The organism is Pseudomonas sp. EL_65y_Pfl2_R95 (assembly GCF_963971045.1).
In the GTDB taxonomy this organism is placed as follows: Bacteria; Pseudomonadota; Gammaproteobacteria; order Pseudomonadales; family Pseudomonadaceae; genus Aquipseudomonas.
Window position 1 is genome coordinate 68,532 of record NZ_CAXAOV010000001.1, and the last position, 21,632, is coordinate 90,163.

Below are 21,632 nucleotides of genomic sequence, written 5' to 3' on the forward strand. Positions count from 1 at the left end.
CTAGAGTGGCTATTTGCCAAGCCAAGGGTGCGAGCCTAATGAGCCATTCAGACTTAATCTCCCCGCTAGATCTCCTCCGTGTTCTGCCGAAACAGCTGCCAGACCTACCACGTAGACTGTTGGGGCTGTACTACACCCGCATAGGTAATCGCGAAAAAAACCTTTCGCTAGCCTGGGCGCTGCAACGCACAGTGGCTAAGTACCCACAACGCCCTGCCCTGATTGATGAACAACGCTCACTCACCTACGCCGAGTTAAATGCCTGGGCAAACCGCATCGCCGCCGCCTTAAGAACGGATGGCGTGCACCGAGGTTCGGTGGTCGCGGTGATGCTGGAAAATCGTTTTGAGTTACTGGCAATTCTCGCCGCACTGAGCAAATTGGGCGCGGTCTCGGCGCTGATCAACACCACGCAACGGGGCAAGGTTCTGGCGCACAGCATCAATCTGGTAAAGCCCAGCTATATGGTGATTGGCGAAGAACTGCTGCCCAGCATCAGTGACGCCGCGCCGCTGCTGGAGCCCACCCCTGTTAAACGTTACTGGGTTGCCGACGAAGACTGCCTGCAAGATACCGGCTGCGCCCCTCAAGGCTGGAAAAACCTGTTACAGCATGCGCAGGGCCAGCCCGAAAACAATCCTGTAGAAAGCTATCAGGTGAAAATGAAGCACCCCTGCTTCTATATCTACACCTCAGGCACCACAGGCCTGCCTAAAGCCTCGATATTGAGTCACGGCAAATGGATCAAAGCCTACGGTGGCTTTGGTCACTCGGGCCTGACCCTGAATTGCAACGACGTGTTGTACCTGACACTCCCCTGCTACCACAATAACGCCGTGACAGTGTGTTGGAGCGCCGCGATTGCCGCTGGAGCAGCGATCGCGCTACGTCGGCGCTTCTCGGCCAGCGCATTCTGGGCTGATGTGCAGTTTTTTAACGCGACCTGCTTCGGCTACATCGGCGAGCTGTGTGGCTATTTGCTCAATCAACCGGAGTGCCCCGAGGAACAGAACAACAGTTTGCGCTGCATGATCGGCAACGGATTACGGCCTGCCATCTGGCACACCTTCAAAGCGCGCTTCGCAATTGAGCAAGTGACCGAATTCTATGCCTCAAGTGAAGGCAACATTGGCTTTACCAATGTGTTTAATTTCAACAATACCGTGGGCTTTTCACCGGCGACCTTTGCAATCGTCAACTACGACTTGGAGCATGACCGGGTAGTGCGCAACGCCAAGGGGTTTATGCAAAAAACCAAGAAAAACGTGCCCGGCCTGTTAATCAGCGAGATCACTGATAAATGGCCCTTTGACGGCTATACCGACGCCACCAATAGTGAAAAAGTGATTCTGCGTGATGTCTTCAAAAAGGGCGATGCATGGTTCAACAGCGGTGATTTGATGCGCAACATCGGCTGCAAGCATGCCCAGTTTGTTGACCGCCTGGGCGATACCTTCCGCTGGAAAGGTGAAAACGTTTCGACGACCGAAGTTGAAAGTACGCTGCTAACCTTTGCCGGCATTGAAGATGCGGTGGTCTACGGTGTCGAGATTGCAGGCGCCAGTGGCCGGTGCGGCATGGCCGCCTTGCGCCTCGATTCAGAGTCGAGCTTTGACGGTCCGGCCTTGGCCCACTACCTGGATAGTCAACTGCCTGGGTATGCAGTACCGGTGTTTATTCGCCTGCTTGATCATGTTGAAACAACCGGCACCTTCAAGTACAAAAAGGCCGAGCTTAAACACAGCGCTTACAACCCGGAGCGGGTTGAAGATCCACTGTTCGTCCGCCTACCGGGTAGCGATAGCTTTACGCCTTTAACCGCACAGGTGTATTTGGCGATCGCTGCTGAGCACTACCGCTTCTAAGTCAAACTGAGATGCTGTGCCATTGATGCCGGTTCCACTATGTCGACTGGAAAAGCAACGGGTTACTGCTTGAATTTGAATTGCAGCTGCGCACCGTCGATAGTGTCATGGGAGCCATTACTTCCGGTTTCATCCATCAGCAACTTGCCACTCAATTCAAAGGGTTCTGGCTCAGCGTCCTTGGGCGCGAACATCGGCGGCAAGGCCCGTTCCGCGCTGTACTCATTGGTATCTGCATCATTGAGTTCCTGGACCAAATCCTTGGGTAGCCTCAGATCAAGCTTGAGCTTTGGCACCTCTGCCACCGGCTTGGCCACCGCCGGCTTCTCAACTGGTGTTTCCACAACCGGCTCGGGCTCCAGTTCGGGCTCAAAATCAGTTTCAAGCTTGGGCGCTGGCTTCAACTTCAAATTAAGATCCAGCTTCACGGCTTGCTCTGACGCTTCGGGCTTAGCGGCAGGCGCGGGTTCTACGCTCGTTTCAGCGCTACTATCTGCCTGGCCAGCCTGCGGAACTGCGGGGCTTTTTGCCGCTGACGAAGCGGTTGAGTCTTTAGAAGAATTATCAGCCTTCACAGCCGGCTTGGCAGGCTCGTTATCAGGGCCGCAAGCACTCAGGGCGACAAATAAAACTGATACAAGGGCAAAACGCATCACATTCATGATTAATCTACACACATAAAATTAAACCCATGCAGTAACAGCACCTCTGCACACCTCCTGCATCATCCTTAAGCTGGCAGGCACATTGGCAATAGTACGCCTCTCGCCTTTGTCGCACCGGCTATTTACCTTGTGTACCCAAGGCTTGCAACTCATGATCGATGTCGAGTCTTGGATACTGCACTTGCAAGTCTTTAGTCAGGGCCTCAGCTTGCTGTGTGTGGCCGTCTCTGCGCAAACGAAGAATCAGTTGCAGCTGCCTCTGCAGCTCGTCGGCCTCAGCCTGAACTGATGACGGTGACTGGGTCAGCGCCTCCTCAGCGGCCCGGGGAGCAATGGCTGGTTCAACCATCTCCTCGCCAGCAGCCTCCTTGGCCGGCATGGACTTGCGCAGCAACGGCACACTATCCGCTTGTGGCGCGCTGCTAAGGGCTTGCGCTGGCGCAGCGTAACGCTGCATTGCCGGGGCCGGGTTGTCATAGGCAGGAGAAGAAGGCCGATAACCGTTGAACACAAGACCAACCGCAATCCCCACGACCGCAAGGCTGCCTAACGCCACCGACCAACGCCCGTGTCCGCCAGCGAAGAACCAGCGGTGCAGACGCGCCCCTATAGAGGGTTTGCGTACTTCGGCGCTGGCTGCAGCCAAAATGCTCGCATCCAGCTCAGCTGAAGGCGCCTGCTGCTGGTTCTGGCGAAAGTGTTCCAATAGCTGTTGATCATCATGTTGGGTTTTCATACTGCCACCTCTTCCAGCAACCGACGTAACTTCTGCATCGCATAACGCAAGCGGCTCTTCACCGTTTCAGCCGCTGTGTGGGTCAACTCGGCTATTTCGTGCAGCTCCATCTCGCCCTGCGCGCGCAACATAAACACCTCGCGTTGCTCCGGCGGTAATTCATCCAAGGCTAATTGCAGGCGGCGCTGATCTTGACTCAAGTCGAGCTGCTGTTCAGGCCCGCGCTGCGAATCGACCTGGGCATGCTCCTGCTCATCGTATTCATCGAGCAAGGCATCACGCTTGCCATGTTTGCGCCAATAATCGATCAAGCGGTTACGTGCGATCTGGTACAGCCAGGTTTTAAATAAAACCGCTTCGCGCTGCACCGTTTGACTGCGGACAATGCTGAGCCAGGTTTCCTGAAAGATCTCCTCGGCCAGAGCCTGATCACCGCACAGTCCGCACAAGAAACGAAACAAGCCAAGGCGATGGCGCTGGTACAGTTGCGCAAACGCATCGGCATCACCTTGTCGATAACGCAGCAACAGGCTGGCGTCATCGCTCTCCTTGGATTCAGAAACAGCTGATTTCACACTCAGTCAACTCGATTAGTGGCCAGATCATGGGTTGAAGTTTGCAAGCTCTGCGCTAATTCCACCAGCTGAATAAACTCAGCGCGCAAACCAAAGCGGTCATCACCTTTAGCCCCGCGGGCCAGCTCGGCGCTGTCTTTTAGCGAAAACTGCCGTGTGTATTGGCCACCTTTCAGCTGCTGGGCGAAGGCGGCAACGGCTGCGGCAAAGCGCAAATCCTCAGAAGCCTTGTCGATGGCGGCCACTTGTGCAGGCTTGGCGATTGGCACTTCCAGGAGACGACTGGTGTTTTGCTCAGGTGCTTTATAGCGCAGACGTATCCAGGCTAATTCGTCGCTGGGCTGGTCTGCGGCGGGCTTGGCGGTTACTGATTGATAGCGCAAAGGCTCCAGCCAACCCTGCTTACCCACCGGGACAATTTCATACAAGGCTGTCACGCTATGGCCTGCGCCAACCTCACCCGCATCTACTTTATCGTTGCTGAAATCCTCGCGGGCCAGTGCGCGATTTTCATAGCCCAGCAAGCTGTACTCACTGACTTGCGCAGGATTGAACTCCAGCTGGACTTTTACATCCTTAGCGACCACCGACAGGGTTGAACCAAGTTGATCAACCAGCACTTTGCGGGCCTCGCGCAGGTTATCGATATAGGCATAATTGCCGTCACCCGCATCGGCCAACTGCTCCATTAACCGCTCGTTGTAGTTGCCAGTGCCGAACCCCAGCGTTGTCAGTGATATTCCGCTTTTGCGCTTGCTTGCTGCCAGTTGCTTCAGTGCATCAAAGTCGCTGATCCCCACATTGAAGTCGCCATCGGTGGCCAGCAAAATTCGGTTGATTCCCTGTTTGACAAAGCCTTTCTGCGCTTGCTGATAGGCCAGCTCAATTCCCGATTCGCCCGCAGTCGAGCCGCCGGCCTGAAGTTGGTCGATAGCGGCACGAATGGTTGACTTGTCGCTTCCGGATGTAGGCGCCAACACCACTGATGAACTGCCAGCATAGGCAACCAGCGAGACACGGTCTTGAGGACGCAGTTGCTCCACCAGTAGTTTTAGCGTGCTCTGCACCATGGGCAAACCTTCACGCCGATCCATCGAGCCAGACACATCCACCAGGAACACCAAATTCGCCGGTGCCAACTCTGCAACCGAGCGATCCTCAGCTTTGATCGCCACACGCAACAGCAAACTCTGCGCATTCCATGGCGTTTGGGCTACCTCGGTGCTCAGTGCGAAAGGCGCGTCGCTCTTGGCTTGAGGGTATGCGTAGGGAAAATAATTAACCATCTCCTCCAGGCGCACCGCATCCGGTTGCGGCAGCTGACCTTGGTTAAGCAAGCGCCGCACATTGGCATAGCCGCCTGTATCGACATCAATGCTAAAGGTCGATACGGGCGCCTGCGCCACTGCGAAGACCGGGTTCTGCGGGTAATGCTGGTACTGCTCACGGTCCTCAGTGGCGTAAAGGGCCGCCTGAGATTCGACTGGAGCCGGCAGGATATAGGCTTGGCTGGCGGGGCTTGCCGCGTACTCAGACAGTTGCACAGGCTCACGGCTAAGCTGCTTGCGCAGTGCCGGGGCGACTATCTCTTGTTGCAATGCGTCGGCTGCCGGTTGCGGGCTTTTTAAAGTCGCTTTAGCCGGATCAGGTGCATCGTAACTGCAAGCGCTTAAGGCGATCAGCAGCGAACCGGTGAAACCATAGACCAGTGATTCAGGGCAACGAATGGGGGTGCGCATGACAGCGTCTCCTTGAATAAAATTCCTTTCATCCAAGTAGACGCAGCCGTTCAATCAGCCGGGTTAACCGCCATTAATTTATTTGCGCGGGCTGCACCTCTTGGCACAGTTGAGTGGCGAGCATTCCCAAGGTCATCACCGCACGTTCAGCTTCACGGTTCCAAGGCACACCGCAGTTGATCCTCACGCAATGGTTGAACTGTTCGGTATTGCTGAAGATCAGGCCTGGGGCAATGCTGATGCCTTGCTGCAAGGCGCGGGTGTGCAGGTCCTTGGTGTTGACTCGCGCTGGCAAGCTCACCCACAAGATAAAGCCGCCTTTGGGCCGGGTCATTTGCGTACCTTCTGGAAAATGCTGTTGCACCGCAAGCTGGAAGGCGCTGAGATTTTTCCGGTACTCCTGACGGATATAGCGCAAGTGCCGGTCATAGCCACCGTTTTCCAGATACGCCGCTACCGTCATCTGCGTGACACTGCAAGCTGAGTGGGTCGAAAAGGTCTGCAAACGCTGAATCTCATCCTGATACTTACCGGCGATAATCCAGCCGATTCGCACACCGGGCGACAGGGTTTTCGAGAAGCTTGAGCAATACACCACACGCCCTTCGAGGTCATTTGACTTCAAGGCTTTGGTCGGCCCTTGCTCGAACATCAACTCACCGTAGATATCGTCCTCGATAATCTGGATATCGAAGTCCTCGGCGAGCCTGAGCAACTGCTTTTGCCGGTCCTCTGGAATCGTTCCGCCCAGGGGATTACTCAGGCGCGGGGTCAATACCATGGCCTTGATTGGCCACTGGCTGGCGGCCAACTGCAATGCTTCCAGGCTCATGCCAGTGGTGGGATCGCTGGGGATCTCGATCACTTTCAAACCAAGCAAGTCTGCCAACTGCAGCAGGCCATAATAAGTGGGTGATTCAGTCGCTATCAGGTCGCCAGGCTTGGTTAATACGCGTAACGACATTTGCAGCGCATCCACACAGCCGTGGGTGATCACCACTTCCGATGGATCAACCACCACACCCGCATCACGCATGCGGATAGCAACCTGGCGGCGCAAAGGCTCATAGCCGGGGCTGAACATATAGTTGAAGGCCCGCGCACTCTGAAAACGGGTAACCTTGGCCAATTGCTGATGCAGGGCCCGCGCCGGTAGATAGTCAATATGTGGCACAGCGGCGCCCAATGGGAACACCCCTTCCCGGCGTGACTCATCCAGCACCTGATTGATGATGCTACTGCGGGTCACCAGACTTGGCCGCTCAACCCTCGCCACATCAGGCGTGGGCGCCGTCAATGCTGGGGTTTGGTGAACATAGTAACCGGACTGCGGACGCGCCCGGATCAGCCCCTGATCTTCAAGGTTGGCATAGGCCTGCAACACTGTGGCATGACTGACACTGAGCTGAGTACTCATCTTACGCACCGATGGCACGCGCTCTCCGGGCTGATAAACCCCCCGGCGAATATCCTCAGCTAATTGCTGGGCGATACGTTGGTAGAGCAACAGATTGGTCATATTGGCGATCTCGCTTTACTGAACCGTTACAGTAACCTGAACCCTGCAAACTGCACCGGTACAGATTATTTTATAGTGGACGATACAGTTGAGTTTCGCCAGCGCAGGTAAGCGCTAAACGCCAAATGGCAGCAACTCATTGTGTGCATCCCCTCGCCTCGGCCAGACAATTGTTACGGCGCTCACTGATTTGCTTCACGGCCTCGACATTTCGCCACTAAACTCAGTTGATAACCGCTTGAGTAATCGACCTACCGTGCTCAAAAAAATCGAAGTCAGCCAGTTGCGAATGGGGATGTATATCCATGAGTTCAGTGGTTCATGGATGGATCACCCTTTCTGGAAAGGCCGTTTCCTACTTACTCGAATTGAAGATTTACGGGCGATTCGTAACTCCAACCTGCGTGAGTTGTGGATAGACGCAAGCAAGGGCGATGATATTGCCGACGTGGAAAACAGCAAAACTCAGGCCCAGGTCGCCGAGGAAACCGATGCATTGCTCAGCGGTGCGCAGCATTCAAAACGGGCCGGCAAAGTCGATCTTAATGATGAGATCACCCGTGCCTTAAGGGTATGCGCCAAATCTAAAGCCGCCGTGGTTGAGATGTTCACTGACGCACGCATGGGCAAAGCGGTTGCAGTCGAACAGGTTTCGGCACTCATAGACGAGATGACTGAATCAGTGCAGCGCCATCCCAGTGCCTTGATCAGTTTGGCCCGACTAAAAACGGCTGATGAGTACACCTACATGCACTCGGTCGCGGTCAGCGCACTGATGATCGCCTTGGCCCAAGAGCTTGAGCTTCCGGCGGAACTCGTCAGAGAAGCTGGAATTGGTGGCCTGCTGCATGACATCGGCAAGATGGCAATTGCCGATTCAGTTCTGAACAAGCCAGGCAGCCTGACCGAAGAAGAATTCAATATCGTACGCAGCCATCCTGCTGCCGGCCATGAAATGCTATTGCATAACCCGCAGATCAGCGCACAAGTACTGGATGTTTGCCTAAGCCATCATGAAAAGATAGACGGCAGCGGTTATCCCAATGGATCAACAGAGCAGGACATCAGCCTGTTTGCGCGCATGGGTGCGGTGTGTGATGTGTATGACGCTATCACCTCGGACCGCCCCTACAAAAAAGGCTGGGACCCGGCCGAATCGATCCGCAAAATGGCGGAGTGGCACGGCCATTTCGATGCGCAGGTATTCCAGGCCTTCGTCAAATGCGTCGGTATCTATCCCTGCGGTGCCTTAGTGCGTCTCGAGAGCGGCAGACTCGCGTTGGTCATGGAGCAAAGCACAAAATCATTGCTGACCCCGGTGGTTAAAGTATTCTTTTCAGCACGCTCGAAAGTGCCAATCAATCAAGAAATAGTCGACTTGAGCAAGATCGCCGGACGCGACAAGATCGTCAGCCGCGAAGACCCTGCCAAGTGGAACTTTAAACACCTTGATGAGCTGTGGTCAGGCCAGCAGACCAGCAAGAAATCGCTGTTTGATTGAGCGCCATCCAAGCGGGATAAGCTTTGCCCGGCAATGTGTAGCGTGCCCACCGCGGTGGGGTCGGTATTGTGAATGTGCGCGCGGAAATGGTGGCTGAAAAAATCGTCAGCCAACTTATGAGCAATCAGGCGATACGTTAACGGCTTTCACCCAGACTGCCCTGCTCGTCAGAGAAAACGATTTCAACCCGACGATTCTGCGCCCGGCCCTTGACCGAGGCATTCTCCGCAACCGGGAAGCTTTCGCCCAAGCCTTTGACACTGATGCGCCGGCTCTCGACGCCCAAATCAGTCAAGACATCCGCCACCGCCTGCGCCCGGTCGCGTGACAACTCCAGGTTCTGCGCGTCATCACCGCTGCTGTCGGTATAGCCTTCAATGCGCACAATGCGCCGTGGATTGAGCTGTAGGAACTGCACAACTTTGAGCACGGTGCGATTGGCTGAGGCCTTCAAATCAGCATGACCTGCATCGAACAGCACATCGCCCAGGGTGATGATCAAACCGCGCTCGGTCTCAGTCGTAGCCAAGTTGATCATCTGATCGCCCAGCAAGCTGCCCTGCTCCTGCAGGCTCAACATTTTTGCTTCACGCAGAGCCAACTGCAGGCGCTGACGCTCAAGCTCAAGCTTGGCCTCACGCTCCTGATTAAGCATCAACTCGCTTTTCTGCTTGGCGATCGCACTGTAGCGCTGGCTCAGGTAAGCATAATGCTCAACATCCGCTTCGCTGCCCCAGTAATTTGATAGCCGATCGGCGCGCGCCAATGACTCGCCCGCACGAATCACATCCTTGGGCGCACTGCGCAATACATTCGAGTCTTCTTTAACCGACTGAAAACTTGAGCGCGCCACTTCCAATGCATCATCGCTGGTCTGCTGCGAACTGGCACAGCCACTCAGCGCCAAGGCTAGAACGGCGCTGATAATAACGGGGCTCAGTTTTTTCATAACTGATAACCCAATTGTTTGCGCAGACGGTTAATACGCTTATTGATTTCCACCAATTGCTCAGTGCTTTTGCTCGCCAACACCCTCGACTCTGCCTCACGGGCGTCCAGCTCAGCTTGCTCTGCCAGAACGCGCGCCTCTTTGTACTGCTCATCCAACAGCGCAGCCTGGGCAAGCTGTTGCTTGCTCAAGGCTAACTGCATCGAGGCATCATCAGCGGTTGCGCCGACGGCAGTCGCCTGCTCAATGGCCTGATCGGTAAGACGCAATTGTTCGGTTGGCACTGGGTCGTTGGCACAGCCGGTCAACACCAGCAAAGCCAGGGAGGCTGGGAAAAATCGATTAATCACTGAAATACCCTAGGATTTAGGCGCGCTGACAGATTCCAACTGCGGCTGTTGCTGTTTCCAACGCTGCAAATTTTTCTGAAGTAAGGAGGCAGGCAACTCGGACGCGGTCAATTCTGTCATTTTTTTCGCCAACTGTCCGCGCAGCCACGCATCGTTGCATGCTGAATTGTGCGACAAGGCTAGATACATTGGCTGCCCTTCGATCGGCGGCGACAGCGGCAACAAATCGTCCTGCAAACCCATGGTGGTGGCTCGCGCTAACCCCGACTCACGTTCGGCCAGTACATAATCCACTTCACCCAGCATCAGCTTCTGAAAAGCCTGACTGAGGTTGGCCGCTTGCTCGATGTTCAAATTGGCTTTGGCATAGCCGGTAAAGGCTGGGCTCAATATGTCCGCCGCTTTCGCGCCTTTGCGTTCACGCAGGTCAGCCCATTCTATGTAGGGGAAGCTAAGGATGTTTCGCACCCAGACTACTGAATCATGGCTGTATACCGACGGGTAGATGTAATCCATATCATCCAGCGCGGCTGGCTTAAGCTCTGCGCCGGCCAACAGGTCGATGCGCCCACTGCGCACCTCATCCTCGGCCTTCTCCCATGAGCGGCTGTACAGCACATCCAGTTGCAGCCCAAGGTCCTTGGCGACCTTTTGCAGCATGTCGGCCTGGGCGCCCATCAATTGCTTGGGATTTTGCGGGTCACGCCACATGAATGGCGGGTTATTCGGGTTGCCCGTTGCGACTAGCCGCTCACAGGAACCTTCGGCAAAAGTCAGGCTACAAGCGCTCATGCATGAGATGGCCAGTACCCAGGATTTTAGCAAGTGACGATCAAGCATTCATAACTCTCAAATTAACCTTTGATGTTGCGCCAACGCCCGGATTGAACTTCGTGATAGTTTAACCCCAGCGCAGAATAACGGGTTATAAGGACATGCAATGAAAAAAATTTTACTCGCCCTGATCCTGGTCATTGCTACCGCGGGCGCAGTGCTTTATGTATTCCCGGCCACGCTGATGGCAAGCCTTCAGTTGATCGGCCAAACCGTTGCCGGCCTTTCGAGCAAGCAAGTTGAAGTCGCCGATCTTAGCATTCATTACTATGAAGGCGGCCCACAGGACGGCGAAACCATCGTCATGGTTCATGGCTTTGGCGCCGATAAAAATAACTGGCTGCAATTTGCCCGTCACTTCACCCAGCGCTACCACGTTATCGCGCTTGATCTGCCCGGCTTTGGTGAAAGCAGTAAACCCCACGCCAGTTACGATGTTGGCACTCAAGTTGAACGCATTGCAGCGTTCACCCAGGCATTGGGTATCAAGCGGCTGCACATTATTGGCAACTCCATGGGCGGGCACATCGCCGCACTCTATGCGGCGCGCTATCCGCGGCAAGTAGCCAGTGCCGCGTTGCTGGACAATGCCGGCATCAATGCCCCACACGAAAGCGAGCTCTACCAGCGCATTGAACAGGGCAAGCCCAACCCTCTGGTGGTCAACAGGGTGCAAGAGTTCGATCAATTGATCGACTTCGTGTTTTACCAAGCCCCGGCGCTGCCTGAACGTCTCAAGCATTACATGGCCGAGCAAGCCATTGCCAATAGCAGCATGAATCAACAGATATTCCAGCAATTGCGTGATCGCTACATTCCACTTGAGCCCGAGTTGGGCAAGATTGAAGCACCAACGCTGGTGCTCTGGGGTGATCATGACCGCGTGCTTGATGTATCAAGTATCGAGGTGATGCAGCCGCTGCTTAAACACCCAAGCGTGGTGGTGATGAAAGACTGCGGGCACGTACCTATGCTCGAACGCCCGGACGAAACAGCCGGGCATTACCAAGCGTTTCTCGACAAAGTTGCCCAATCCACTGCAAAGCCCTCTACCTGAGGCCTTATACAGGCATAAAAAAACCCGCTCGATGAGCGGGTTTTTATTGAGCGGGCTAAACCGGATTAAACCAGTTTTTCGAGCTCAGGCACGGCTTCGAACAGGTCAGCAACCAGACCGTAGTCTGCAACCTGGAAGATCGGTGCTTCTTCGTCCTTGTTGATAGCGACGATAACCTTCGAGTCTTTCATACCAGCCAAATGCTGGATGGCACCGCTGATGCCGACAGCGATGTACAGCTGTGGCGCAACGATTTTACCGGTCTGACCGACTTGCATGTCGTTTGGTACAAAGCCTGCGTCAACGGCAGCGCGCGAAGCACCTACAGCAGCGCCCAGCTTGTCGGCAACCGCGTACAGGTGCTTGAAGTTATCACCGTTCTGCATGCCACGACCGCCAGAGATGACGATTTTAGCAGCGGTCAGCTCAGGACGATCAGACTTCGCCAGCTCTTCGCCAACAAATGCAGATTTACCCGAATCAGCGCCAGCCGATACGGCTTCAACGGCAGCAGAGCCGCCTTCAGCAGCAACCGGGTCAAAACCTGTGGAACGCACGGTGATGACTTTGATCGCAGCAGAGGACTGCACGGTCGCGATGGCGTTACCGGCGTAGATCGGACGCTTGAAGGTATCCGGGCTTTCGACCGAGATAATTTCAGAGATCTGATCAACGTCTAGCTGCGCTGCAACGCGTGGCAGGAAGTTTTTGCCGTTGGTGGTCGCGCACGCCAGGATGTGGCTGTAGCCAGCACCCCCGCTCTCTTTAACAAGAGTAGCGATCAGCGGAGCAACGTTTTCAGGCAGCTGGTGAGCAAAGGCAGCGTTATCGGCAACCAGTACTTTAGCCACGCCTGCAACTTTGGCAGCGGCTTCAGCAGCAGCGCCACAGCCCGAACCTGCAACCAGTACGTGAATATCGCCACCGATCGCTTTTGCCGCGGCGACAGTGTTCAGCGTGGCAGGAGCCAGCGCGTCATTGGTGTGTTCTGCAACAACTAAGATAGCCATTTAGATTACCTTCGCTTCGTTCTTCAGTTTCTCGACCAATTCAGCCACCGACTTCACCTTGATGCCAGCGCTGCGCGTAGCAGGCGCTTCGACTTTCACGGTCTTGACGGTAGAAGCGGTGAAAACACCCAGTGCGTCTGGGGTGATGTTTTCCAGTGGCTTCTTCTTGGCTTTCATGATGTTTGGCAGCGACGCGTAGCGCGGCTCGTTAAGGCGCAAGTCAGTGGTCACGATAGCGGGCAGATTCAGTGCAACAGTCTGCAGGCCGCCGTCGATTTCACGGGTTACGTTAACTTTGTCGCCAGCCACTTCTACCTTGGAGGCGAAGGTGCCTTGAGCGTAACCGGTCAGAGCGCCCAGCATTTGGCCGGTCTGATTGTTATCGCTGTCGATCGCTTGCTTACCAAGGATGACCAACTGCGGCTGCTCTTTGTCGACCACTGCTTTAAGCAGCTTGGCCACAGCCAGGGAACTCAATTCTTCGCTGGATTCAACCAGGATTGCACGATCAGCACCCAGAGCCAGCGCAGTGCGCAGTTGCTCTTGAGCCGTTGTCGGGCCAATAGTCACGACGACGATTTCGCTCGCCACGCCTTTTTCTTTCAGGCGGACCGCTTCTTCAACAGCGATTTCGCAGAAAGGGTTCATCGACATCTTGACGTTCGCAAGATCAACGCCGCTGTTGTCCGCTTTAACGCGAACCTTGACGTTGTAGTCGACCACTCGTTTGACAGCTACAAGAACCTTCATGGATTCCCCGTTACTCTCTGGTGAATAGGAATGTCGCCAAGATGGACCTGGCCAGTGTTGCCAATCGGGGTTAACCGACTTTTCAGCCCAGACGGCGAGCGCAAAACCGACCGTATCTTGACTGCACAGCCCGGTGTGGTCAATACACCGAACTGGCCAGTCATCTTTCATGTAGTACTATTCTACATGCCCTACAGAAAATTCAAACAAACGTTTGTATTGGCCCAAACGGCGTGTGTAGATATAATGCGCCAGCATGGCTTTGGGCGCGAGCCAGCCAACATTATAAAATATTAAGAGTGCCTGAGTAGGAGATAACCTGTGGAACGCGAATTTATGGAGTTCGACGTCGTCATCGTCGGCGCTGGGCCTGCTGGCCTGTCTGCCGCTTGCCGACTGAAACAAAAAGCTGCCGACGCAGGTAAAGAGATCAGCGTCTGTGTCGTCGAGAAAGGATCTGAAGTCGGCGCGCACATCTTATCCGGTGCGGTATTCGAGCCGCGCGCGCTGAACGAGCTGTTCCCTAACTGGAAAGAGCTTGAAGCCCCGCTCAACACCCCGGTCAAGCGTGACGACATCTATATGTTGAAGAACGCTAACAGTGCCACCAAGATCCCTGGCCTGTTTGTGCCCAAGACCATGCACAACGAAGGTAACTATATTATCTCGTTGGGCAACCTGTGCCGCTGGCTGGCCCAGCAGGCTGAAAACCTTGGTGTAGAGATTTACCCGGGCTTCGCCGCACAAGAAGTGCTGATCAACGAAAATAACGTCGTCACTGGTATTCTCACCGGCGATCTGGGCGTTGACCGCGAAGGCAATCCTAAAGAAGGCGTATATACGCCGGGCATCGAATTGCGCGCCAAGTACACCCTGTTTGCCGAAGGCTGCCGTGGCCATCTGGGCAAGCAACTGATCAAAAAATTCAACCTCGACACCGAAGCAGATGCCCAGCATTACGGCATCGGTCTCAAGGAAATCTGGGACATCGACCCTGCCAAACATGAGCAAGGCCTGGTTGTTCACACCGCCGGCTGGCCGCTGGACGATGAGAACATGGGTGGCTCGTTCCTCTATCACCTGGAAAACAACCAAGTGGTGGTCGGCCTGATCGTTGACCTGTCCTACAGCAACCCATTCCTCTCGCCATTCGATGAATTCCAGCGTTACAAGCATCACCCGGTGATTGCTCAGTACCTGGAAGGCGGCAAGCGCGTCAGCTACGGCGCGCGTGCGATTTCCAAAGGGGGTCTTAATTCACTGCCGAAAATGGTCTTCAACGGCGGTGCACTGATCGGTTGCGATTTGGGCACCCTCAATTTCGCCAAGATCAAGGGCAGCCACACCGCCATGAAATCTGGCATGTTGGCAGCAGACGCCGTGGCTGACGCACTGTTCGCCGGCAAGGAAGGTGGCGACGAGTTGACCGGTTACGTCGACGGCTTCAAGTCGAGCTGGCTCTACGACGAGCTGTTCTGCAGCCGTAATTTTGGCCCAGCCATGCACAAATACGGCGCCCTGCTCGGTGGTGCGTTCAACTTTATCGACCAGAATATCTTTGGCGGTAAAATTCCGTTCACCTTGCATGACACCAAACCTGATTATGCCTGCATGAAGCTGGCGGCTGACTCCAAGCGCATCGACTATCCAAAGCCGGATGGCAAGTTGAGCTTCGATAAGCTGTCGTCGGTATTCCTCTCCAGCACCAACCACGAAGAAGAGCAGCCGTGCCACTTGAAACTGGCCGATGCGAGCATTCCAGTGGAGAAGAACTTGCCGATGTACGATGAACCGGCGCAGCGCTATTGCCCTGCAGGGGTTTACGAGATCGTGACCAAGGAAGACGGCGAGAAGAAATTCCAGATCAACGCGCAGAACTGCGTGCACTGTAAGACCTGCGACATCAAAGATCCTGCCCAGAACATTACCTGGGTGGCGCCTGAAGGTGCTGGCGGCCCGAATTACCCGAACATGTAATTTCAGCCGCTAAGAAAAATGCCCGCTGCTAAATCAGCGGGCATTTTTTATGGCTGCGATCTAAAGGATTCAGCGGGCCGACTACGCCTTGTTCATCCACCATTTGCTCGCAGAGATTCGGCACATTGCCGAACAGTGGGCGACAATTTTCCCGTTGCCATACCCAAGACGAGCCACACTTCAGTCCGGTTGCGGGGCTATTCGGAAAAACTCTCCACTGCTCCAGACACCGAGCCAGTTCTGACCATCAATCTCACGAGGCACCGCTAATTCAACGAGCTGATAAAACACATTGCGATGGATCAGTGCCTCAAGGTTAGTGCGCACCAATAGAAACGGCGCAGGCTCTTGGGTCTGCGGGTCGAGCTCGACACGAATCGGATGCTCGGCATCGGCAACAATTTCATCGTCAACATTGTTAGTGAAGCGCAAAACCTGGCCCTCACCGTCACCTTCAACCGCCAGCGTTATGGTGACAAAAGGTGCTACATCGACGCGAATTCCGACTTTTTCGACTGGGGTCACCAGCACGTAGTCATCACCATCGCGGCGGATAATGGTTGAGAACAGTTTGACCATCGGCTTACGTCCAATGGGCGTACCCATATAGAACCAAGTGCCATCGCGGGCGATACGCATGTCGATATCGCCGCAGAAATCCGGATTCCAAAGGTGCACCGGCGGCAGACCTTTCTTCTCGCTCTTCGGAATCTGCGAAAGCAGGTCATTGGCTTTGCCTGGATCACTCATACCCTCTCCTCCATGCTCTGGTCAGCATCGGCACGAAGGTCCAACACTGGGAAATTAATCACTTAAGCCAATCAGACTACGCGCATATTGCTCCAGCGGTGGCCCGATCAAGTCCTCAGGCTTCTCATCATAAAACGTCAGGAAGCCGCCGCGGCTACGAATTCGCGCAGTATCGACCAGATAACGGGTGTTGGTCTCGATCAGCATCAACTGAATCACGCCGCTGTCCACACCAATGCGGTCCAACGCCTCTTGATCTTCCCACTCGGTGCCGGTGCCGATGCGGTCATCTGCGGTGGCGAAGCGTCCATATAGCAGATAATGCGCCCCGGCCGCCCGTGCCTCGCTCATCGCCTGCTCTAACCCAAGCGGTGTCTTCGCCCTACGAACCAGAGGGAAGTACTCGATAAAGCCCTTAAAGGCTTCCTCGGCGACGATATTTGCCTTGGGGTTGGCCTCGCCGCGGGGCGTGAAGTAGCCTTGGGCGATATAAATAAACGAATCGGCCTGCAGGCGCCGCGAGTTGGCTCGTTGCGTATTGCTGTGGTCGAGCACGCCAGCGTCGCGCAATTGGTACTCGGTACCCGCCGCCATATCGCTGACGGTCATGCATCCGCTGAGCGGCAGGAGTGCCAGCATGGCTAACAATGGAAACAGGCTACGCATTACATCCCTCCGGTACCGGTGACAGAAAACCGGCGAATAAGCAGGCAATGCAGAATCCACGCCAAAATGCAGCTGGACTGCGCAGCGACCGCAATCAGAGGGACAGGCTGCTGTGGATGCTAGCGCCCAAAGCGGAATATCTCCGCATCGGCATTAGGCTTACCCTGATATAGATCGGCAATGATTTGCGCGGCCACCACGCTGTAGGTGATGCCATTGCCCCCATAACCCAAGGCAAAGTATGCATTGGGAAACTCGGCCGTCTCGCCGATATAAGCGAGGCCGTCCTTAGTCTCGCCGAAGGTTCCCGCCCATGCATAGGCGATCTCGAACGGTATCTTCGGCATGAGTTCGGCGAGTTTTTTACTCAGCGCCGCGCGTTTTACTGGCAGCACGGCGTCACGCAATTCGCTGTTTTTGAAGGCCTCATCGGCCCCTCCGATAATAATCCGGTTGTCACTGGTGGTGCGCATATAGGTGTAGGGGCGCGCCGACTCCCAGAGCAAACACTGCTCATGCCAGCCCTCAAAGGTCGTAACGGGCTCGGTGATAAATGCAAAGGTGCTGTTGAGGTCGACGACCTTTTCTTCAAGAAAGCTCTGCGCTTCATAGCCGCAAGCGAAAACCACCTTTTGCGCACGAACCTGGTAGCCCCGTTGCGTGAAAGCCGTCACACCCTGCTCTGCCTGTTCGATCTTACCCACCTGCGTGCGATCAAAAATCTGCGCACCATTATCCGCTGCACGCTGCAGTAAAGCGTGGGTCAATAAAAAGGGATCAACCTGTGCGCCTTGTTTGGAATACAGCCCGCACGGCGCGCTGAAATTGAACCGGGCTTCAATGTCTTTCTGCCGCCAAAGCTCAATATCGAACCCCGCCTCCTTACGCGCTTGGTACTCCTGCTCCAGGGACTCAACGTCATCTGCAGATGAGGCAAAGTAAAAACTGGTCTGGCGGGAAAAACCGCAATCGGGTAATTGCTGGGTGATATCCGCCAATGTGTCGATGGCGTCAGAACATAGCTGATAGGCCCGCTGGGCGGGTGCCTTGCCAATACGGGTGATTAACTCACTGAGGTGCATATCGATTTCATATTGCAGCATCGCAGTAGAGGCGCTGGTGCTCCCCCGACCGACATCGCGCCGATCCAGCACCACGATTTTCAGACCTTGCTGTGCAAGATGATCAGCCACCAGCGCGCCGGTAATGCCTGCACCAATGACCAGCACATCACAATCAAGGCTTTGCGACAGGCTCGGATATGTGCGGACCAAACCTGACTTAATTGGCCAAAAACAGTGCCCTGAGCGTAAGTCCATGTTGTTATCCTTCGGGAGGCAATCTTTAAGTAATACTGCTCTATGCCTAGATGACAACGCCGCCTGAAATAAGTGCTCATTACTTAGGGGCGCCGGTCAACAACCGCACAGCATTCGGCCTTGTTCCTTCACTCAACTTGAGCTGCAGCGCCTTCAATAGAGTACGCCAGAGAATAAGGCCGTCATGGGTGACAATCCATACGCCAGCCAGGGCCAGGCAAAGCAGTAACCCAGCAATAACGCCCAGCGAAAGTGTGAACTTTGCCGCCCGCAAAGTACGCTTGCAACTGCGAAAAATCCGGCGCCAAGCCCGATTGCGGGAGGCAGCACCGTACCTTTGGCGAACGACAAGCCCGCTTTAGTCGATATGGTTTCGTGGATCACAATAGGTGTCGCTAGGAAAAACGGTCAGCCAACTACGTGCTGCAATCCCCATTGAGCGTGCTTGGCAATGAGCCAAAACCCCGGAAACAGCGCTTGGCGCGGGGTAAAGGTAGCCAGCATTTGCTGTGCTGATCAATCATTTGCCCAGTTGCGCGAATCCAACTATGTAGTGCCGGCCCAGTCTGTAGTAACAGCCCAGTTGCCACAAAGTCGCTCTGTTAACCACTTGTCCAGCTATGTTGACCCACCGAAACTCGATCTATACCCTGCCCGCCTTGAGTCGTTGGACCTGGGCACCGTGATATCACCTCACACAGCACAGGTTCGACATCCTTACGGACGGTTTCGCGATGGACAGGCGTGACCGCGCTCAACACACTCAATAGGGAGATACACATGTTCAAGCGCATCGGCACGGCAATCGCCTTTACAACAGCTATCGTTTGCAGCGGCCAAGCACTGGCCAGCCATCACTTCGAATCCACCATCGTTCAGCAAACCCCCACGCTTAATCAGTTAGATAACTACGTTTTCCCCTCGGACCGCCCCGACCACACCGTATTTGTGATGACGGTAAGCGCAGTGCCGAAAGCCGGGGTTGATGGCACGTTCTCAACTCATGGCCTGTACAACATCCACGTAGCCAACGACAAAGCCTATAAAACCGGGCACACCTTTAGCTTCAGTTTCCAAGGTGCAGACAAGTTCAGCGCTTATGGCACCGACGCTCCCAACGCGGCCCCCGGCAGCATGGGCAACAAGCTTGGATCAGGTAGTGTTGGCAAGGTCATCGAACTGGCTGACGGCATCAAAGCCTGGACCGGCGTGGTTAAAGATCCGTTCTATGGCAACTCCACCAGCTTGGGCCTGCTGCGCGCCCAGTTGCACAATGGCAGCCCTTACAACCCGGCCATCTGGGCACAGGCTGAAGGCAAAAGCATCTTTATCGGCCGTAAAGCCGCGGCCATCGTCTTGGATGTGCCGAACAAAATGCTGGGCGCTGACATCCGCGTATTTATGACCACCGATGTTGAGAAAAACGGTGCATGGCAGCAGGTCCAATACTCGGCTAACCCGCTGCTCTCGCACTCCATGTTGTTCGAGAATGCCGCTCTCAAGGCCGCGCATGACGGCAGCCGTCCGGACACGCAAAAGGCAACCAAGTCTATAGTCTCAGCGCGCATCACCCGGGCCGTGTTGCTGGCAAAATCACAGCAAGACCCAATCAAATACGCTGACAAAACAGCCGATTTGCTGGTGCCGGATGTGCTCACTTACAAGGTTGGCACACCGGCCAAGTATGCCGTGAGCGAGCGCAATGGCCGTTCGCTGGACGACGATGCAATGAGCACCGTATTGACCCTGCTGCTGGGCACGCCGACGGATCAGAAAATCAGCAATCCGAAACTGCATACTACAGCTTTCCCTTTCCTGATCCCAACGACAGCTAACTGATCGGCCTCAGGCCCACTACCCGCCATGCACCAAATGGCTGCGTGGCGGGTAGCCTCCCTCATAAGCAAGGATGAAACCGTGTTTTCGCTAACGCATTTTTTAGCAGGCGGTGCTTTGCCTGCGCCTCTGACCCGGCGTCTACGCCTGTGCATCGGTTTGCTGGCAATGTTGATGTTCACTCCGCTGGCCATGGCTCATGAGTTCTGGCTGGTGCCCCACGATGCACAGACTGGCCTCAAGCAAAAAGTGGTCTTTGAATTGCGCGTCGGGCCGACGTGGCCTGGGGTACAGACACCTCGCATCGACAACCTGGTTAATTGGTTCAAAGCCAAGGATGCCCAAGGCGAATGGCCGGTCGCCGGTCGCGATGGCACCCTTGCAGTCGGCAACTTCACCACCCGCTCGCCAGGCGCGACCGTGGTTGGCATGCGCACCAACAGCGCTCATCTTGAGTTACCGGCTTCGGAGTTCAATCAGTACCTCAAGGACGAAGGTCTTACCGAGGTACTGAAGACCCGCGAGCGTTTCGGCATGAGTGATGCGCCAAGCCGGGAAAACTTCTCCCGCTGCGCCAAAAGCATCGTTCTGGTTGACGGGCAAAGCCAGGGGTTTGACCGGCAGATCGGACTGCCCATGGAGCTTACGCCGTTGTCAGACCCACTGGCACTGAGCCCTGAGCAGCCGTTCAACTTGCAACTGATGTACCTCGGTGACCCATTGCCGAATACCTTGATCAAGGCACAACTCAAAGCTGATCCGGTTATTGAGTTAAGCGCCACCTCCGATGCCCAAGGTCGCGTTAGCTTCAAGCTTCCCAAAGACGGACTATGGCTGTTCAACGCCGTACACATGGAGCCCAGCATCGAAGACGGGAGTGACTGGGAAAGCCTGTGGGCATCCCTGACCGTCCAGCTGACCAACAAATCCAGCGAGTAAAACCCCATGACCTATCGCCCGAAACAGCTTCAGCAACTGGTGATCTGGCTGCTTATCATGTTCGCCAGTACCGGCGCCGAGGCGCACGCCGGTGTCCAGGCTGGCTGGCTCCATCCGTTATCCGGCCTCGATCACCTGCTGGCAATGATTGCGATTGGGGCCTGGAGTTGCCAAATGGGACGCCGCGCCATCTGGATTGTGCCCAGCGCTTTTGTCGGCTGCATGATGCTCGGCGGCCTTGTCGGCTTTGAGCAAGTGGAGTTGCCCGGTGCAGAGATCGGCATTTGCCTGTCGGTGGTGTTGCTAGGCCTTGCGATTGCCTTGGAGAAAACCTTTCCTGTCGCAATCGCAGCGCTCGGAGTGGGCATATTCGGGGTATTTCACGGTTACGCCCACGGCTACGAAATGCCGGTGATGGATAACAAACTGGCCTACTCGGCCGGCTTTCTCAGCACCACCGCATTTCTTCATGTAGTGGGTGCCGTGGGCGCGACGCTTCTATTCAAGCTGACCAAGGGCCGAGCCATATTGCAGGTTCTGGGTTGGATCTGCGCTGTGTGCGGTGGCTACCTGTTCACGCAGATCTAAACCGCCC

At 55.2% G+C, this 21,632-nt stretch carries 21 protein-coding genes; 7 read left to right on the forward strand and 14 right to left on the reverse strand.

Annotated elements, in window-relative coordinates:
- Window positions 1-38: 38 nt before the first annotated feature.
- The gene (locus AACY09_RS00315) at window positions 39-1,865 is read left to right on the forward strand and encodes a long-chain-acyl-CoA synthetase (RefSeq protein WP_339485403.1); all 1,827 of its coding nucleotides are present in this window, start codon (window positions 39-41) and stop codon (window positions 1,863-1,865) included.
- A gap of 62 nt (window positions 1,866-1,927) precedes the next feature.
- Here the strand turns inward: AACY09_RS00315 and AACY09_RS00320 are convergent, their stop codons facing one another.
- From AACY09_RS00320 to AACY09_RS00340, 5 genes are all read right to left on the reverse strand, one after another.
- Window positions 1,928-2,293: a hypothetical protein gene (locus tag AACY09_RS00320; RefSeq protein WP_339485405.1), complete on the reverse strand. Its 366-nt coding sequence runs from the start codon at window positions 2,291-2,293 to the stop codon at window positions 1,928-1,930.
- 355 nt (window positions 2,294-2,648) lie between these two features.
- The gene (locus AACY09_RS00325) at window positions 2,649-3,266 is read right to left on the reverse strand and encodes a hypothetical protein (RefSeq protein ID WP_339485407.1); all 618 of its coding nucleotides are present in this window, start codon (window positions 3,264-3,266) and stop codon (window positions 2,649-2,651) included.
- Complete coding sequence (locus AACY09_RS00330) at window positions 3,263-3,841, reverse strand: RNA polymerase sigma factor (RefSeq protein WP_339485408.1); 579 nt, start codon at window positions 3,839-3,841, stop codon at window positions 3,263-3,265. Before AACY09_RS00330 ends, AACY09_RS00325 begins: the two co-directional genes overlap by 4 nt.
- A 2-nt stretch (window positions 3,842-3,843) precedes the next feature.
- Window positions 3,844-5,580, reverse strand: a complete 1,737-nt coding sequence (locus tag AACY09_RS00335; RefSeq protein WP_339485409.1) for a vWA domain-containing protein — start codon at window positions 5,578-5,580, stop codon at window positions 3,844-3,846.
- Window positions 5,581-5,653: 73 nt separating this feature from the next.
- On the reverse strand, window positions 5,654-7,099 hold the full coding sequence (locus AACY09_RS00340) for an aminotransferase-like domain-containing protein (protein ID WP_339485411.1): 1,446 nt from the start codon (window positions 7,097-7,099) through the stop codon (window positions 5,654-5,656).
- 256 nt (window positions 7,100-7,355) lie between these two features.
- On the opposite strand from AACY09_RS00340, the gene AACY09_RS00345 reads away from it, so the two are divergent.
- Window positions 7,356-8,600: an HD-GYP domain-containing protein gene (locus AACY09_RS00345; RefSeq protein ID WP_339487038.1), complete on the forward strand. Its 1,245-nt coding sequence runs from the start codon at window positions 7,356-7,358 to the stop codon at window positions 8,598-8,600.
- A gap of 136 nt (window positions 8,601-8,736) precedes the next feature.
- Here AACY09_RS00345 and AACY09_RS00350 read toward each other — a convergent pair whose 3' ends face one another.
- Genes AACY09_RS00350 through AACY09_RS00360 form a run of 3 tightly spaced genes read right to left on the reverse strand, consistent with a single transcriptional unit; the run spans window position 8,737 to window position 10,739 of the window.
- Window positions 8,737-9,549: an OmpA family protein gene (locus AACY09_RS00350; RefSeq protein WP_339485412.1), complete on the reverse strand. Its 813-nt coding sequence runs from the start codon at window positions 9,547-9,549 to the stop codon at window positions 8,737-8,739.
- The gene (locus AACY09_RS00355; RefSeq protein WP_339485413.1) at window positions 9,546-9,899 is read right to left on the reverse strand and encodes a DUF4398 domain-containing protein; all 354 of its coding nucleotides are present in this window, start codon (window positions 9,897-9,899) and stop codon (window positions 9,546-9,548) included. The genes AACY09_RS00350 and AACY09_RS00355 overlap by 4 nt, the downstream gene beginning before the upstream one ends.
- A gap of 9 nt (window positions 9,900-9,908) precedes the next feature.
- A complete protein-coding gene (locus tag AACY09_RS00360) occupies window positions 9,909-10,739 on the reverse strand; it encodes a substrate-binding periplasmic protein (RefSeq protein WP_339485414.1) in 831 nt (276 codons plus the stop codon).
- 100 nt (window positions 10,740-10,839) lie between these two features.
- Here AACY09_RS00360 and AACY09_RS00365 point away from each other — a divergent pair, with 100 nt between their 5' ends.
- Window positions 10,840-11,790 (forward strand): alpha/beta fold hydrolase, encoded by a 951-nt coding sequence (locus AACY09_RS00365; protein WP_339485415.1) that lies wholly within the window; start codon window positions 10,840-10,842, stop codon window positions 11,788-11,790.
- 65 nt (window positions 11,791-11,855) lie between these two features.
- Here the strand turns inward: AACY09_RS00365 and AACY09_RS00370 are convergent, their stop codons facing one another.
- Together AACY09_RS00370 and AACY09_RS00375 are read right to left on the reverse strand one after the other, a co-directional pair.
- Window positions 11,856-12,800 (reverse strand): electron transfer flavoprotein subunit alpha/FixB family protein, encoded by a 945-nt coding sequence (locus AACY09_RS00370; protein WP_339485416.1) that lies wholly within the window; start codon window positions 12,798-12,800, stop codon window positions 11,856-11,858.
- Complete coding sequence (locus AACY09_RS00375) at window positions 12,801-13,550, reverse strand: electron transfer flavoprotein subunit beta/FixA family protein (RefSeq protein WP_339485417.1); 750 nt, start codon at window positions 13,548-13,550, stop codon at window positions 12,801-12,803.
- A 321-nt stretch (window positions 13,551-13,871) separates the two neighbouring features.
- Here AACY09_RS00375 and AACY09_RS00380 point away from each other — a divergent pair, with 321 nt between their 5' ends.
- Complete coding sequence (locus AACY09_RS00380) at window positions 13,872-15,527, forward strand: electron transfer flavoprotein-ubiquinone oxidoreductase (RefSeq protein ID WP_339485418.1); 1,656 nt, start codon at window positions 13,872-13,874, stop codon at window positions 15,525-15,527.
- 180 nt (window positions 15,528-15,707) lie between these two features.
- On the opposite strand, the gene AACY09_RS00385 is transcribed toward AACY09_RS00380, so the two are convergent.
- The 4 genes from AACY09_RS00385 to AACY09_RS21960 all read right to left on the reverse strand — a co-directional run bounded on the left by AACY09_RS00385 (window position 15,708) and on the right by AACY09_RS21960 (window position 18,646).
- The gene (locus tag AACY09_RS00385; protein WP_339485419.1) at window positions 15,708-16,277 is read right to left on the reverse strand and encodes a DUF1285 domain-containing protein; all 570 of its coding nucleotides are present in this window, start codon (window positions 16,275-16,277) and stop codon (window positions 15,708-15,710) included.
- A 54-nt stretch (window positions 16,278-16,331) separates the two neighbouring features.
- Window positions 16,332-16,943: a DUF4823 domain-containing protein gene (locus AACY09_RS00390; protein ID WP_339485420.1), complete on the reverse strand. Its 612-nt coding sequence runs from the start codon at window positions 16,941-16,943 to the stop codon at window positions 16,332-16,334.
- 119 nt (window positions 16,944-17,062) lie between these two features.
- Window positions 17,063-18,262: an NAD(P)/FAD-dependent oxidoreductase gene (locus AACY09_RS00395; protein ID WP_339485421.1), complete on the reverse strand. Its 1,200-nt coding sequence runs from the start codon at window positions 18,260-18,262 to the stop codon at window positions 17,063-17,065.
- Window positions 18,263-18,415: 153 nt separating this feature from the next.
- Window positions 18,416-18,646: an MASE2 domain-containing protein gene (locus AACY09_RS21960; protein WP_445323749.1), complete on the reverse strand. Its 231-nt coding sequence runs from the start codon at window positions 18,644-18,646 to the stop codon at window positions 18,416-18,418.
- 396 nt (window positions 18,647-19,042) lie between these two features.
- Between AACY09_RS21960 and AACY09_RS00400 the strand changes: the two genes are divergently transcribed.
- The 3 genes from AACY09_RS00400 (at window position 19,043) to AACY09_RS00410 (ending at window position 21,625) form a co-directional block, all read left to right on the forward strand.
- Entirely contained in the window at window positions 19,043-20,101 is a 1,059-nt protein-coding gene (locus AACY09_RS00400) for a DUF4331 family protein (protein ID WP_339485422.1), read from the forward strand.
- A 78-nt stretch (window positions 20,102-20,179) separates the two neighbouring features.
- Window positions 20,180-21,037 carry a DUF4198 domain-containing protein gene (locus AACY09_RS00405; RefSeq protein ID WP_339485423.1) on the forward strand — a complete coding sequence of 286 codons (858 nt, stop codon included), beginning with the start codon at window positions 20,180-20,182 and terminating at the stop codon, window positions 21,035-21,037.
- A 6-nt stretch (window positions 21,038-21,043) separates the two neighbouring features.
- On the forward strand, window positions 21,044-21,625 hold the full coding sequence (locus tag AACY09_RS00410) for a HupE/UreJ family protein (RefSeq protein ID WP_339485424.1): 582 nt from the start codon (window positions 21,044-21,046) through the stop codon (window positions 21,623-21,625).
- The last annotated feature ends 7 nt before the right edge of the window (window positions 21,626-21,632 follow it).